Here is a 14,745-nt window from a genome sequence, read left to right as displayed (position 1 = left end):
TCAAAACATCATCAGTCGCAACCGATTGAGCGAAATCATAAGACTTTGTTAAAATATTCACTAACTCAGTCAGTTTTGGTAACTGCTCAACTAAAGTGTTCAATGATTCCTGAACCTCAGGCTTTAAAAGCTGATCTAGGATATCCAATTGTTCTTGGTTTACAGAAATATTACGTGTTTCATGTTCAGGTTTTGAGACTACTTCTACCATATCTAATTCCCCTTTAAACTTCATTATTTTGATTTATGTGTTTTCCGCCGATACTACTAATCATACGACTCTAATCTCTTAATTTCAAATATTTCTTTTGTGATACGAATATAATTTTTATAGTTATAATAAGAGTTATTAGGTAGGTTTTGTGATTTATCTTAATATTCCAAAAAAATATTAAGATTATTCTGGTTATAATACCTTAAATAAAGAGGGTTATTTAAGACATCCTAAAGATTATGAATCGGATTCACCGCATTTTTAAGAGGAACAACCTTGTCATTTCCTATAATAATAGATCTATAGGTTGTCCAAAACAATTAACGGAGCACCGGCAGCGATTCCTCTGTGAATATGCAGACATCTTTTGTTTTGCATGAATGATTGTTTTGCTATAATGTCGATAACCTTTGAATATGCCATGTTTGAATGGGATCCAAGAATATATTATCTGAATTAGGGTAAATAATATTATCGGAATTGGAGATGGTGCCCTTGGTAGAACGCAGGATGTTAAAGATCCGTGGTGAGAATATCGAAATATCCTATAGGTATAATGAAAAATATAGTAAATGGAATTGCACAGCTAAAATTCCCAATAGTTCCATCATTGCTTATTGTCGTGATAAGAATAAGCTTCGTGCTGAGACAGTTTCCATGAGCAGGTTATTAATTACTTATGATGACTATAAAATTGTCTGAGATGCAATGGGATTATTTCATAAATAAGGAAAAGGCGCACAACCTCGAAAATGATGGTTGGGCGCCTTTTTTATTGAATAATATTTAATGCTAAGTTTCATTTATCTTCGAAATCGGGAATATATCTGTGAAATCGGGAATATATCTTCGGAAAAGAAAATATATCATCGAAAACTCCTGATTTATCTACGAATATACGATTTATTGATTTTTCCGACAAAATCTATTAAAAAAGCTATTTTCTTAATGAAAAGTAACGAAATTGTCAAAAAAATATCAGAAAATACTGAAAGAGATAGTAAAATTATGTTAAAATATTTAAAAAAAGTATTTTTTCTAAGTAATAAAGAATAATTTATTTATAAAGGATCTCCATAAATGGAGTGTAGGACCTGGCCATATTATAAGCAGAGATTAGCAAGTGAAATAGCCTTATAGAATAAGATTATCAATTGATTTTACTACAATAAAATGAAATGGAGTCGATACAATGGTTAATATTACTGGATATGGCAAAGCGACACAAGAAGCAGTGAATAATTTTCAGGAATTTGTGGGTTTTGAAATCCCTGCAGATTATAAACAATTTCTACTTAAGCATAATGGCGGCACAACTGCGGTTCAAAACTGTAAGTTTTATGTAGATGGATTAGACACACTCGTTTGCTTAAATGTACTTTATGGATTAGAGCTTCAAGATAAAGAACTGGATTTGCAGAAATGGTATGAAGAAAACAGAGAGGACTTACATAAGGATTGCATTATAATAGGTAATGCTACATGTGCAGGTAAAATCTTGCTGATAAATAACGAAGAGGAAAAGGGAGTTTACTTCTGGGATAAGGGTTGGTATTCGGATCCGTCAAGCCAGGATGAAAATATTTATAAAGTTGCATCGAGTTTTAAATCCTTCATTGAGGGATTGAAAATCCCGGAGGAAATCTAATTTTATTTGAAACCCCTTGATTGGCTCATGCCATTCAAGGTTTTTTATTGTCATTTCAAAAGTCAGAATGGATTGTCATGTTAATGAGGAGAAAAAGATGTATAAAATATTATTGATTGAAGACGATTTCAAAATAGCTGGAATCTTGGTCAATTATTTAAAAAGGTATGGGTATGAGGTTTTTGAAGTGAAACAACTGGACCAAGTCTTTGCGGAGTTCCAAGAGATAAAGCCAGATTTGGTTTTATTGGATATTAATCTGCCCTATTATGATGGTTTCCATTGGTGCCGGCTAATAAGGACGGTTTCAAAGGTTCCCATCATATTTATCTCTGCAAGGACAGATGAAATGAACCAAGTCATGGCCATTGAATATGGGGGAGATGATTATTTAACAAAACCGTTTCATTTGGAAGTGGTACTAGCGAAAATAAAGAGTGTCCTACGTAGGGTTTATGGTGAATATGCTGAAATATCTTCATTCCACCAACAAATAAAGGAAATAGATGGATTAACGCTTTATACGGAAAAAGCGATGATCGAATATCAAGACAATCAGGTAACGTTAACTCAAAATGAGTTGAAATTATTGAGTTGTTTACTCCGACAGTATGACACCATTGTCTCGCGCGAAGACTTACTTGAAGCATTATGGAATGATGATTCATTTGTTGATGACAATACATTGACCGTCAATGTCACAAGGGTACGGAGAAAACTTGAGGATATTGGCGCCAAGCATGCCATAACAACCAGCAGGGGAAAAGGATATCGACTAAAAGTAGTGCAAGGTGAAGAAGAGTGAAGCTAAAATCCTTTATAAAAGACCGTCTTTATTTTATATTTTATACCGTTCTAATGGTGAGCCTGCTTATTATTGCTTATGCATTAGCTGTTCTGGAAGCGGGGAATCATATATCGACTTCAAATATCATCTATTTAATTATTCTTGCGTTGTTTATGATGCTTCTATTTTTAGCGGGCGATTATTTAAGGCACTACCGTTTTCTTAATCAATTAGCAAGGATGAAGCAAGAACCGAGCTTGTCGTTTGAATATGTTGAAGCTTTTAGGGACCCCCTGTCAAATGAACAAAAGTTGTGGATGGAGCTTTTTCAACAAATGAACAAGGTAACAATTGGACAATTACAAGAACAAATCAAACAGAAGGAGCAATATGAGCTGTTGATTCATCAATGGGTTCATCAAATGAAAACACCTGTTTCAGTCATTTCCTTACTGGTTCAAGAAGGCAAAAGGACATTTTCGAATGAGCCGATGAAGGATTATCTTAAAGAGATAGAAGAAGAAAATGATCGATTTCGCAGAGGGCTGGAAATTATATTACATGGAGCAAGGCTGCAGCGTTTTTCGGAGGATGTAAAATCGGAGCGGGTTGACTTAATTAATCTAGTCAAGCAAGTGATTAACGAGGAAAAGAAACAGTTCATTAATCGGTTCATATATCCCAGGCTTGAAACGGAGCTTGAGAATGTATATGTGCATTCGGATCGTAAGTGGCTCCACTTCGTCATTAGTCAGGTGGTCTTTAATGCACTGAAGTATTCAAGGCAGGAAAAGCATGACAGCATAACGTTCAACATTGTTAAAAAAGAGTCGGAGATTTTCCTTAGGATAACAGATCAGGGAATTGGAATTGTTCCACATGATCTAAAGAGAGTGTTTGATCCATTTTTTACTGGAGAGAACGGGCGAGTCCAACAAGAGTCAAGCGGAATGGGACTATATCTAGTGAAGGAAATCGTTAACAGACTTGGGCATGGCGTAACGATTCAATCGACTGTATCCGAAGGGACTACTGTGGAATTTCTTTTTAAGACAAATACCTTACATGAAAGGTGACAGAATTGTAAGGGTGTTAATCGATTATGTAATAAACTTCGATGGGAGCCTCCCGCTTTATTCATTATACTTACGGTAAGAAAGGGAGGTATTCAGGATGTCGATTTTAAAAGCGGAACAACTATCCAAAACTTATTTTCAAAAACAGGGGAATTTATTTCATAAAGCGTTACATAATTTCACCATGAATGTACAGAAAGGGGAATTTGTCGGAGTGATGGGTCCATCAGGCAGCGGGAAAACCACTCTGCTCAACTTAATGGCCACGATTGATAAGCCCACCACAGGTAAAGTCATTCTAAATGATCAAAATCCTAATGAATTAAACAATCAGGATCTGGCATTGTTTCGCAGGAGGGAAATTGGATTTGTTTTTCAAGACTTCAACCTTCTTGATACACTTACCGTTCGCGAAAATATCCTCCTTCCTTTAGCGTTAGATCATTATAAACTGCAGGAAATGGAAAATAGGGTAAAGCAGTTGGCGAACCTTCTTGGTATAGAAGGGATTTTAGAAAAGCGGACTTTTGAAATTTCCGGAGGTCAGCAGCAACGAACGGCTTGTGCAAGAGCGATGATTCATGAACCTTCCATTATTTTAGCGGATGAACCTACTGGTAATCTGGATTCCAAATCTGCCAAGCAGGTAATGGATACCCTCAAGACACTTCAGGAGAAAAAGGGAGCAACCATCCTCATGGTGACTCATGACCCGACTGCCGCCAGCTTCTGTGACCGGATTCTATTCATAAAGGATGGAAAGTTCTTTTCGGAGGTTCACAGCGGAGGGGAAAGACAGAGCTTCCATCAAAGGATTTTAGATACGTTAAGCGTTTTGGGAGGAGTCTATCATGAACATCCGACTTCTCGCTAAGAGAAATATTCAAGGAAATGCACAACGCTATCTAGCTTATTTTTTCAGTATTGTCCTTTCCGTCTCAATCTTTTTTATTTACGCATCATTTATCTTTCATCCTGATGTAGTCCATGCGAATATCCCAGGGGGACAGCTAATTAGTAGGGGACTCATTGCAGCTGAAATAGTGATCATCATATTTTCAGTTTTCTTTATCGCTTATTCGAATGCAGCATTTATACAGCCGCGAAAAAAAGAGTTTGGGCTGCTGACACTGCTTGGAATGTCCAAATCCCAACTTAGAAAACTGATTTACCTGGAGCAAACGTTGGTTTCCCTCATATCTATCCTGATTGGGGTAGGCTTGGGCTTTTTGTTCTCAAAGTTATTCTTAATGGCAGTTTCATGGTTACTGGCTGTAGAGCAACCAATATCGTTTGTCTTTGTCCCTGAGGCCTTTGTTTATACGATTGTCGGTTTCATTTTGCTATTTCAGCTATTATCGCTCCTTTCATTGTTCCACATTGGTAATGCAGAGGTAGTCGATTTACTAAAAGATAAACAAAAACCAAAAAAGACGCCTTTCGTTTCAAAGTGGTTAATTGCATTATCAGCAGTTTGCTTAAGCATTTCATATTATTTGACAGGAACGATGTCGTTGAACAATTCTTCTCGAGTAATGCCCATTTTATTCTTCGTACTGATCGGCACCTATTTTTTATTCAGCCAAAGCATTGTCGCTCTTTGCAGCAGGCTTTACCGGAAGAAGAAAAGCTTATATGGTGGAACGAATTTAATTACTCAAACAAACCTGATATTTAATATTAAGGACTATTCAAGGTTATTCTTTTTGACCTCGATCATTACAGCCGTGATTTTGACAGCTGCAGGAACACTTTTCATGTTCAGTGCAGATTTAAAAAAGCAAGGGATGAATAACATTCCGCAATCAATTGGCTGGGTGGAAAATGACGCTTCTATTTATTCCGTTATTGAACCATCCGCAGTAGAGAAAGCATTAAAGGAAGATGGATTCAAAATCCTTTACGAAGTAAATATGACAGGTGTGCCCATTACCCACATGTTACCCCATATGAGAACGGGAGAATCCAATGAAAATAGGTCATTATTAGTCTCGGAAAGTGATTATAACAATGCGGCTGCATTGCGAAAAATTGATCCGGTAAAGCTATCTGGAAAAGAAGCGTTATACATTTTTCCTTATGGGGGACTGGACTATCAATTCGTCCAAAAGGGAGAACAAAAGGAGCTTCACTATGGAAAACAAATCATACAGGTAACAATGGCCGGTCAGCGCAACCAATCCATAGTCGCACCCGTAAAGGCAGCAACGACGCTGATGGTGATCGATGATCAGCTGTACCATGAAATCACTGCTGATGTGCCTTTAAAAGACATGGTAAGAGTACGAGGGTATGAAGTTAAAGATTGGGAACAATCAGTGGAAATATCTAGTAAAATAGAAAAAATGTCTAATAATCCTGACCATAATCAATTGCAAACAAGAGCTCCGGTTTATCAAGAGATGAAACAGGGAAGCATGTTGATTCTTTTTATCGGCTTGTTTGTCAGTTTATTATTCTTTATCGTCCAAGGGAGTATGATGTATCTGCGAGTTTTTACAAATTTAGAAGATAAAAAAATCCAAATTCATGCCCTTCATCGATTGGGACTGACAAAAAAAGAAATACGGCAAATTTTAAGTGCGGAAATACGCATCCTCTTTTTCGCTCCTTTTCTGATAGGGATGATTCATGCCATAGTCGCCTACGTGGCATTAAGCAATTTATTGGAATCCAATTTGTTTGTCTATTCGGCTATGGTCATCGCAACGTATTTTCTTTTTCAACTGCTTTATTATCAAGTAACTAAAAAGATGTATGAGCGGGCAGTCATCAATTCGTTTAAATAAAACTTATAATATGTAAATGGAATCAGGGGATCAGGCTCTGATTCCATTTTTTTAATCCAGGAGATCTTCTCATTGAAATGGCGTTTTCAGTATTGAGGAATTAGTTAATATGGACTATTGCAAGAGGGGTGACCCACTATTTTGCACAAATTAATATAAAAAATATGAATTATGGTGTGATTTTACAGATAAAACCTCCAGATTCTTGTAATATTTTCATATAAAGGGTAAAATTATTTTTTTGAAGCGAACATACCGAACTCTGTATTATCTATTTTTCTCCATTTTCCTGAATGGAATTATACTGATATAATTAATTGTATGAAAAGAAATGGTTTATTGGAAAAAAATGATAGTTGAAGTAGTATAGATTAAAATATAAAAAGTTATATGGCCGAAAATTAGTGGGAAATCTGTTAATTACTTGATTAATTATAGTATTATATGCCTGGGATTATAGAGGATATTAGACTTTTCTCTATTTCTTTGTCAATTTATATAGTAAACTCAGAATATATTCGTTAACTTTTAGCTGCTAGAGATGAGGTAAGTTTAACCCAATGAAAAATAAAAAGTTAAGGGCATTTCTTTATTTGACCATTCTTTTAATGATTGTTTTCATTCTTCTAAATATGTTTTCAACATACTTAAGCATTAAAAATTCTGTGCAAAAATCCGTTGCTAATCAAAACTTGGTAGCTGCTAGATCTATTGCCGACTCGATGGATATAGAGGCCTATCAGCGATTTCTCAATAACCAAGTAAAGAGCCGGGATTATATGGATATAAAAGCTTACTTAGAGGATGCCCGTGAAAAAATAGGAGCATTATATGTTTATACCATTTTAATTGATAATCCGAGAGTAGCTAAGTGCATGATTACTGGGTTTTCTAAAGAACATAAAGGGGATTTTCCTATCGGTGGTGCATGTACTGTTCCGCCGGAGCAGGTCAAACAGGCGTATGAAGGCAATAACTTTATTACCGGGATTCTAGAAGATCCGGAATATGGTGAGTATTTGACTGTGGGAGTGCCAATGAAAAATCAAGATGGCACCATTATTGGTTTTTTGGGCATTGATGTGAGCGCAGAAGATATAAATGCCATTAACGGCAAGGTATTGAAAAGCAGCATTGCCATTCTTGCTTATAATGGTGGATTTGTTATCATGCTGCTGGTTACCTTTTTTGTCATTCAAAAATGGTATCAAAAGGAACTGACACGTGAAGTGGGGGATACGGAAGATACGTATCAATCTGAATTTCAATCGCTCATTGCTTCAGTCCGCTCATTAAGGCATGATTTTTCCAATCATATTCAGGTGGTACATGGACTGCTTAAATTGGAGGAGAACGCAAAAGCACTCGAATATTTAACCGGTCTTTCAAAAGAAGTGCATTCGATTGAATCAATGAAATTGCATGTGATTCATCCGGGCTTATCTGTCCTGTTAGAGACCAAAAGGCTCTCGGCCCAGAATTATAACATCGATATTGAGATTGATGTTTCACCCGTATCCTTCAATCGGGTCAAAACAATCGATTTGATAAAATTATTATCAAATGTTATCGACAATGCTATTGAGGCAACAATTGAATTGCCAGAGCAAGAACGCCGAATGAATATTGCCTGCAAAGCTGATGATGAAAAGTATACGTTTATGGTCACGAACACCGGACCCATGATTTCAGAATTAGATTTGGACAATATATTCGCCAGCGGTTTTTCAACCAAAAAGGCACAAAAGGGCAAAGTTCGCGGACAAGGATTATTCATCGTTAAAGACTTAGTGAACAGATATGATGGAGAGATTCATGTACAATCCTCTGAAAAAGAAACGACCGTTACGATGATCGTACCCGTAAATGGAAAAATGGGCTAAATTGAATTCCAAAGGAAACACAATTGATAAGAAGGTATGATTCCTCAAATGCAGAAGGAATCATACCCTTTTTACGATTCTATTATCGTGATTATTTCCCCTTCTACCAGGAGAAGGGGATTGATGACGATTATTACGGGTAAAAAAAGTTGAATAAAAATACCTGAATTGGACATAATGGGTAGATGTTTAGCTGCTTTCATCGAGATTATGATAAGATAGGGAAAAAATCATTTAAGGCAGTGAGATTGTGAAACAACAAAAAGGAAAACTTCTCGTTATCATTGGACCGACTGCTGTTGGGAAGACAAAGATGAGCATTGAGATGGCAAAGTTATTTAATGGTGAAATTATTAGCGGAGACTCCATGCAGGTTTATAAGGGGATGGATATTGGGACTGCAAAAATCAAGAGGGAAGAAACAGAAGGAATTCCTCATTATTTACTTGATATTAAAGATCCTGATGAACCATTTAGTGCGGCAGAGTTCCAGGAGCGGGCTAATGCTTGTATCGAGGATATCCAAAGCAGAGGTAAACTTCCCATTATCGTTGGTGGAACAGGATTATACATACAATCGGTCATTTATGATTATCAATTTTCGGAGGCACCATCCGACCCTGTTTATAGGGAGGGACTCGAAAAACAGGTAAGGGAGTCAGGAATTGATCCTGTTTTTGAACAATTACGCAGCGTTGACCCGGAAAGCGCGAATCGGATTCATCCTAATAATGTAAGAAGGGTGATCAGGGCACTTGAGATTTTTCATTGTACTGGAAAAACGATGAGTGAGCAGCTGAATGAACAGCCTACAGAATTAAAATATGATACGTGCATCATTGGATTGACAATGGAACGTGAAAAGTTATATCAACGCATCGATCAACGTGTTGATGGCATGGTAAAAGAAGGGCTGATTCAAGAGGTGGAGTCATTTTATGAAAAAGGTTTGAGGGATTGCCAATCAATCCAGGCTATAGGCTATAAAGAAATCTATGATTTTTTTGATGGTAGGGCTTCATTGGATGAAGCAGTTGAAACATTAAAGCAAAACTCCCGTCGATATGCAAAAAGGCAATTGACCTGGTTTCGGAATAAAATGGATGTAATTTGGTTTGATATGACCGATCTCGAGGGCTTTCCAAAAAAAATACATGAAATATCTGGATTTATAGCAGGAAAGCTTTTCAGTGAAGGCGAATACATAAATTTAGAGAGAAAAGAGGAGGACTAATACATGAAACAATCAGTAAATATTCAAGATCAGTTTCTTAATCAATTACGTAAAGATGGTACGTATGTAACGGTATTTTTATTAAACGGGTTCCAGATTAGAGGACAAGTGAAAGGGTTCGATAATTTTACCGTTTTATTTGAATCAGAGGGCAAACAGCAATTAGTCTATAAACATGCGATCTCCACATTTGCTCCACAACGTAATGTTCAAATTGATTACGAAGTGAAGGAATAATCATATATATGAATGTAAAAAACAGGTTTAGCTTATAGCGACCTGTTTTTTTTTTCATGCATTTCTCCGTTCTTTTTTCAAAGAATCGATAATTTTACGTACCTGATTTGAATATATATTAAGGGACGGATTATTTTCCGGGAAACCGCAGGAAATGACATTACCCCTAATAAATTGGTGAACGGGAATGGAGTTTGTCGCAACAAATCCTCCAAGGAAAAAAATCCTGTCAGAATAAGTCGCTTTTCAGGAAGGGAATGGGGCTTAATCACGAAAAAAAATAAACGAATTTTCCGATGGGTTAGTTTTGGCTATGCAGCATATGCCTATGACCATCATAAATCGAAAATTGTGGTGTTGGAGTCAGGGTCCAAGATGGAGAGGTGAATGCATTGGAACAACCGATCCGTATGAAAAATAACGGGCAAATCAATATTGTGTTTAATGCGGAAAACAGAAAAGCGCTACAAAAGGATCTGCCGATAAAAGAAATTTTGGTGCAGGAAATCCCCCACCAGCATGTGGCATTGAAAGAGATTGAAGATGAACTGAAATCGCTGGTCGGAATGGAAGAAATGAAACGGATGATAAAAGAGATATATGCCTGGATTTACATCAATAAACAACGTGAGGCAAAGGGGCTGAAGGCTGGCAGGCAAGCGCTGCATATGATGTTTAAAGGAAATCCAGGAACAGGGAAAACAACCGTTGCGCGTTTAATCGGTAAGTTGTTTCAAAAAATGAATGTACTTTCAAAAGGCCATTTAATTGAAGCGGAGAGGGCAGATTTGGTCGGGGAATACATTGGTCATACTGCCCAAAAAACAAGGGATTTAATTAAAAAGGCCATTGGCGGAATCTTATTTATTGATGAAGCCTATTCTTTGGGAAGAGGCGGCGAAAAGGATTTTGGAAAAGAAGCCATAGATACCCTTGTCAAGCATATGGAGGATCGGCAGCACGAATTCATTTTGATCCTGGCTGGATATTCAAGGGAAATGGATTATTTCCTCAGCCTTAATCCTGGCCTTCATTCCAGGTTCCCGCTTGTTGTTGATTTTCCGGATTATACGATTGAACAGTTAATGGAAATAGCCGATCGGATGCTGCAGGAAAAGGAGTATCTAATGAATCGGGATGCCGAAAGGAAATTAAGAGAACATTTAATCATATTACGTTCATTCCGGGGACCTATTTCATTTTCTAACGGACGTTATATCCGCAATGTACTTGAAAAGTCAATTAGGGCTCAGGCAATGCGGCTTTTATTGGAGGATTCATTTGAAAAATCCGATTTACTGACGCTTACCAGCCAAGATTTGATTTTCGAGGATGATGAGAAAGAATGACATGGAAAAGCCCACCAAGATGGCGGGCTTTTCAAATTTATGTTTTAGGCACCCATTTTTTATTAGGAAGATGCCAATTGTTGGTGTAAGAAAGGACTCGCAATATCGTGATGACGGCAAAGAGCGAATAAAGCTGCCATGACTGGGAAAATACACCACTGCCTAAAGCCAAGCCTGCAATGATGGCCCATACTGCGTAGATTTCTTTTCTGAAGACCAATGGCTTTCTTCCGGCCAGTACGTCTCGGAGTATCCCGCCGCCGCATCCGGTTAATGCAGCTGATACAATGATGGCGCTTATTGGATGATTAAGTTCCACGGCATACATCGCCCCTTGGATGGCAAAGGCTGAAAGGCCAATGGCATCACTGAGGTTTCCCCATCTGTCCCAGTGCTTTGAAAGGTTTGTAGGAAAAACAAAAACGATGGTGATGGATACTAATGCGATGACAAAATAGAAACTTTGATCCCATAACGCTGAAACGGGGACACCGATCAACAGATTACGGATTGCCCCTCCGCCAAAGGCGGTTATGATTCCTAAAATATAAACTCCTAAAATATCATACTCTTCTTCCATGGCGATGATGGTTCCGCTAATAGCGAATGCAATCGTACCTATGAAGCTTAATACTTCCCATGTCATATGAATGTCCCTCTATGTCTTTTCGATTTTGATGGTAAAGCCAAGTTTGATTTTAGCATGTTATCGGAATTTTTAAAACGGTTAAAAGCTTCGTATGGAGGAAATTTTTATATATTTAATTTTTTTGTTATGATTAACTGAAATCTATCAGAAGGTGGTGCATGTGATTTGGAAGAAGCAATAAAGGAAAAGGCCGTTTTGATTGGGTGTCAAACAACTGAGACTAATGAACGTTTTGAATATTCACTTGATGAACTGGTTTCTTTGGCGAAGACGGCGAATGGTGAAGTTTTAATGACCATCACCCAGAAAAGGGAAAACGTCGATCCGGCTACATATATAGGAAAAGGAAAGGTGGAGGAACTTCGGAATCTGGAAGAGGAGCTGGAGCCGGATTTATTTATCTTTAATGATGAACTATCCCCGAGCCAGATTCGGAACCTTTCGAAACAATTGGATGCAAGGATCATTGACCGGACACAGCTAATATTGGATATATTCGCTCAGCGGGCGCGATCCAGGGAAGGAAAGCTGCAGGTTGAACTTGCTCAGCTCCAATATTTATTGCCGCGTTTAGTCGGACAGGGGACGGCAATGTCCAGGCTAGGAGGCGGAATCGGCACCAGGGGACCAGGGGAGACGAAGCTGGAAAGCGACCGCCGCCACATCCGTGGGAAAATAGATGAAATCAAGCAACAATTAAGTGGCATTGTGAAGCATCGTGAACGCTATCGTGATAGAAGGAAACGTAATAAGACCTTTCAAATAGCCCTTGTGGGATACACGAATGCAGGTAAATCAACACTGTTCAACCGTTTGACGGAGGCGGATTCATACGAAGAGAACCAATTGTTCGCTACACTGGATCCCATGACACGAAAGGCGATTCTTCCTAGCGGATTTACCGTGCTGCTGACGGATACGGTTGGATTCATTCAAGATTTACCGACATCTTTAATTGCCGCATTCCGCTCGACCCTGGAAGAGGTGAAAGAAGCAGATCTATTGCTCCATGTGGTCGATTCCTCAAGTACTGATTACTTTAATCATCAGAAAACGGTGCAGGAATTGCTAAATGACTTAGATGTCCCTTCCATTCCACAGCTAACGTTGTATAATAAGAAAGATAAGATTCACGTTGATTTTGTCAGGTCAGCCAGTCGTGCTTCATTAATGATCAGTGCCTATGAACAATCGGATCTGAATCAAATCATGGAAGAAATTGAAAAGTACGTGATTGAAGAAATGGTCCCGTATTATGTTTTCCTGCCATCGAGTGAGGGTAAACTATTATCACAGCTGAAAAATGAAACCATATTGCGCACTCTCTCCTTTAATGAAGAATCGGAAAGATATGAATGCAAGGGTTTTTGTCTAGCTGATCATCCAATAACCGGGCAGCTGGAGAAATATTCATTATAAAGGGGAATTTTGATGTATCAGCAGTTAACAAATGGAGAAGTGTTGAAAAACATTGCCCAGGAAGTGGAAGCAATGATTTCTCCGTTACATAAGCAAGTGGACGAACGAATTGAAGAAAATCAATTTCGCGTATTACAAAGTTATCAAGCACATAGAGTGAGTGATTCCCATTTCATCCCGACTACAGGGTATGGATACGATGATATGGGCCGCGATACGCTGGAATTGATATTTGCAGATGTTTTTGGAGCGGAAGCTGGATTGGTGCGCCCCCAAATCATTTCAGGCACACACGCCATCTCGACCGCTCTTTTCGGCATATTGCGCCCAGGGGATGAATTGTTATACATAACTGGAAAGCCGTATGATACTTTGGAAGAAATTGTCGGTATCAGGGGATCGGGTATCGGATCTTTACGTGATTTTCAGATCAGCTATAAAGCCGTTCCGTTAGCGGAAACTGGAACCGTTGATTTCGAAGCCGTCAAACAAGCCATACAACCAAATACGAAGATGATCGGTATACAAAGGTCAAAAGGGTATGCTACACGTCCTTCCTTTACGATCGATGAAATAAAGGAAATGATTTCCTTTGTTAAAGACATTAACCCGGAAATCGTCGTTTTCGTGGACAATTGTTATGGAGAGTTCGTTGAGACACAAGAACCATGTCATGTCGGAGCGGATTTAATGGCTGGTTCCCTCATTAAAAATCCTGGTGGCGGGATAGTGAAAACCGGAGGATACATTGTTGGTAAAAAGGACCTGGTTGAAGCTTGCTCTTATCGGTTAACATCACCAGGAATAGGGGCTGAAGCAGGTGCGTCGCTTTATAGTCTGCAGGAAATGTACCAAGGATTCTTCCTTGCGCCGCATATCGTGGGCCAAGCGGTTAAAGGAGCCATGTTCACAGCCGCCTTTTTAGAAAAACTCGGTATGAATACATCACCTAAATGGGATGCGAAGCGGACTGACTTGATTCAATCCGTCCAATTTGATGACCGGGATAAGATGGTTGCCTTCTGTCAGGCCATCCAATATGCATCACCAATCAATTCACATGTGACACCATATCCTGCCTATATGCCAGGATATGAAGACGATGTAATCATGGCTGCAGGCACCTTTATACAGGGGGCCAGCATTGAACTGACGGCAGATGGTCCGACAAGGGCTCCATATGTTGCCTACGTTCAAGGCGGATTGACATACGCCCATGTTAAAGTGGCTGTATTGACTGCCGTGAATGCGCTAATGGACAAAAAGCTGATTCAATTGTAAATGAAATTAAGTTAGGTGCGTAATGGGAATCCAAATACATTTGGATTCCTGCAAAAACAATAGTCATAATATTTGAGTAGTAGCAAATCATTTGATTTTTCTGAAAAAAACACGTCATAAAATGTAACATCATATTGACAAGTTTAATAACATGATATATGCTTATTTTAAGATAAACA

General features: G+C 38.4%; 13 protein-coding genes and 1 pseudogene. 12 read left to right on the top strand and 2 right to left on the bottom strand.

Annotated elements, in window-relative coordinates:
- A pseudogene (locus tag Q8G36_RS23175) lies at nucleotides 1–211 on the bottom strand (DUF1641 domain-containing protein); the annotation flags it as partial.
- Nucleotides 212–709: 498 nt separating this feature from the next.
- Here Q8G36_RS23175 and Q8G36_RS23170 point away from each other — a divergent pair.
- The 10 genes from Q8G36_RS23170 to spoVK all read left to right on the top strand — a co-directional run bounded on the left by Q8G36_RS23170 (nucleotide 710) and on the right by spoVK (nucleotide 11,217).
- Nucleotides 710–916, top strand: a complete 207-nt coding sequence (locus tag Q8G36_RS23170) for a hypothetical protein (RefSeq protein ID WP_305162148.1) — start codon at nucleotides 710–712, stop codon at nucleotides 914–916.
- Nucleotides 917–1,406: 490 nt separating this feature from the next.
- Nucleotides 1,407–1,862 carry an SMI1/KNR4 family protein gene (locus tag Q8G36_RS23165; RefSeq protein ID WP_305162147.1) on the top strand — a complete coding sequence of 152 codons (456 nt, stop codon included), beginning with the start codon at nucleotides 1,407–1,409 and terminating at the stop codon, nucleotides 1,860–1,862.
- 97 nt (nucleotides 1,863–1,959) lie between these two features.
- Nucleotides 1,960–2,667 carry a response regulator transcription factor gene (locus Q8G36_RS23160; protein ID WP_305162146.1) on the top strand — a complete coding sequence of 236 codons (708 nt, stop codon included), beginning with the start codon at nucleotides 1,960–1,962 and terminating at the stop codon, nucleotides 2,665–2,667.
- Complete coding sequence (locus Q8G36_RS23155; protein WP_305162145.1) at nucleotides 2,664–3,725, top strand: sensor histidine kinase; 1,062 nt, start codon at nucleotides 2,664–2,666, stop codon at nucleotides 3,723–3,725. Before Q8G36_RS23160 ends, Q8G36_RS23155 begins: the two co-directional genes overlap by 4 nt.
- A 97-nt stretch (nucleotides 3,726–3,822) precedes the next feature.
- Nucleotides 3,823–4,599: an ABC transporter ATP-binding protein gene (locus Q8G36_RS23150; protein WP_305162144.1), complete on the top strand. Its 777-nt coding sequence runs from the start codon at nucleotides 3,823–3,825 to the stop codon at nucleotides 4,597–4,599.
- Nucleotides 4,577–6,514, top strand: a complete 1,938-nt coding sequence (locus Q8G36_RS23145) for an FtsX-like permease family protein (protein ID WP_305162143.1) — start codon at nucleotides 4,577–4,579, stop codon at nucleotides 6,512–6,514. Before Q8G36_RS23150 ends, Q8G36_RS23145 begins: the two co-directional genes overlap by 23 nt.
- Before the next feature lie 560 nt (nucleotides 6,515–7,074).
- Nucleotides 7,075–8,397: a sensor histidine kinase gene (locus tag Q8G36_RS23140; RefSeq protein WP_305162142.1), complete on the top strand. Its 1,323-nt coding sequence runs from the start codon at nucleotides 7,075–7,077 to the stop codon at nucleotides 8,395–8,397.
- A gap of 313 nt (nucleotides 8,398–8,710) precedes the next feature.
- Nucleotides 8,711–9,631: a tRNA (adenosine(37)-N6)-dimethylallyltransferase MiaA gene (gene miaA, locus Q8G36_RS23135; protein ID WP_370694104.1), complete on the top strand. Its 921-nt coding sequence runs from the start codon at nucleotides 8,711–8,713 to the stop codon at nucleotides 9,629–9,631.
- 3 nt (nucleotides 9,632–9,634) lie between these two features.
- Nucleotides 9,635–9,868, top strand: a complete 234-nt coding sequence (gene hfq / locus Q8G36_RS23130; protein WP_034313436.1) for an RNA chaperone Hfq — start codon at nucleotides 9,635–9,637, stop codon at nucleotides 9,866–9,868.
- A 392-nt stretch (nucleotides 9,869–10,260) separates the two neighbouring features.
- Nucleotides 10,261–11,217 (top strand): stage V sporulation protein K, encoded by a 957-nt coding sequence (gene spoVK / locus Q8G36_RS23125; RefSeq protein WP_305162141.1) that lies wholly within the window; start codon nucleotides 10,261–10,263, stop codon nucleotides 11,215–11,217.
- A 37-nt stretch (nucleotides 11,218–11,254) separates the two neighbouring features.
- On the opposite strand, the gene Q8G36_RS23120 is transcribed toward spoVK, so the two are convergent.
- Nucleotides 11,255–11,863, bottom strand: a complete 609-nt coding sequence (locus Q8G36_RS23120) for a trimeric intracellular cation channel family protein (RefSeq protein WP_305162140.1) — start codon at nucleotides 11,861–11,863, stop codon at nucleotides 11,255–11,257.
- 168 nt (nucleotides 11,864–12,031) lie between these two features.
- On the opposite strand from Q8G36_RS23120, the gene hflX reads away from it, so the two are divergent.
- Both hflX and Q8G36_RS23110 read left to right on the top strand, forming a co-directional pair.
- Complete coding sequence (hflX, locus tag Q8G36_RS23115) at nucleotides 12,032–13,285, top strand: GTPase HflX (protein WP_305162139.1); 1,254 nt, start codon at nucleotides 12,032–12,034, stop codon at nucleotides 13,283–13,285.
- Nucleotides 13,286–13,297: 12 nt separating this feature from the next.
- Nucleotides 13,298–14,566, top strand: a complete 1,269-nt coding sequence (locus tag Q8G36_RS23110; RefSeq protein ID WP_305162138.1) for an aminotransferase class I/II-fold pyridoxal phosphate-dependent enzyme — start codon at nucleotides 13,298–13,300, stop codon at nucleotides 14,564–14,566.
- Nucleotides 14,567–14,745 lie beyond the last annotated feature (179 nt).

The organism is Peribacillus frigoritolerans, from assembly GCF_030676415.1.
Classification (GTDB): Bacteria; Bacillota; Bacilli; order Bacillales; family DSM-1321; genus Peribacillus; species Peribacillus frigoritolerans_A.
The sequence above is the reverse complement of the archived record's forward strand: the minus strand, read 5'-3'. Positions and strand labels throughout refer to the sequence as shown.

Bases quoted from the DNA above. Each gene is read 5' to 3' on its own strand.
- Q8G36_RS23165 (WP_305162147.1), top strand. From the start codon at position 1,407: ATGGTTAATATTACTGGATATGGCAAAGCGACACAAGAAGCAGTGAAT.
- Q8G36_RS23160 (WP_305162146.1), top strand. From the start codon at position 1,960: ATGTATAAAATATTATTGATTGAAGACGATTTCAAAATAGCTGGAATC.
- Q8G36_RS23150 (WP_305162144.1), top strand. From the start codon at position 3,823: ATGTCGATTTTAAAAGCGGAACAACTATCCAAAACTTATTTTCAAAAA.
- Q8G36_RS23145 (WP_305162143.1), top strand. From the start codon at position 4,577: ATGAACATCCGACTTCTCGCTAAGAGAAATATTCAAGGAAATGCACAA.
- Q8G36_RS23140 (WP_305162142.1), top strand. From the start codon at position 7,075: ATGAAAAATAAAAAGTTAAGGGCATTTCTTTATTTGACCATTCTTTTA.
- miaA (WP_370694104.1), top strand. From the start codon at position 8,711: ATGAGCATTGAGATGGCAAAGTTATTTAATGGTGAAATTATTAGCGGA.
- hfq (WP_034313436.1), top strand. From the start codon at position 9,635: ATGAAACAATCAGTAAATATTCAAGATCAGTTTCTTAATCAATTACGT.
- Q8G36_RS23120 (WP_305162140.1), bottom strand. From the start codon at position 11,863: ATGACATGGGAAGTATTAAGCTTCATAGGTACGATTGCATTCGCTATT.
- Q8G36_RS23110 (WP_305162138.1), top strand. From the start codon at position 13,298: ATGTATCAGCAGTTAACAAATGGAGAAGTGTTGAAAAACATTGCCCAG.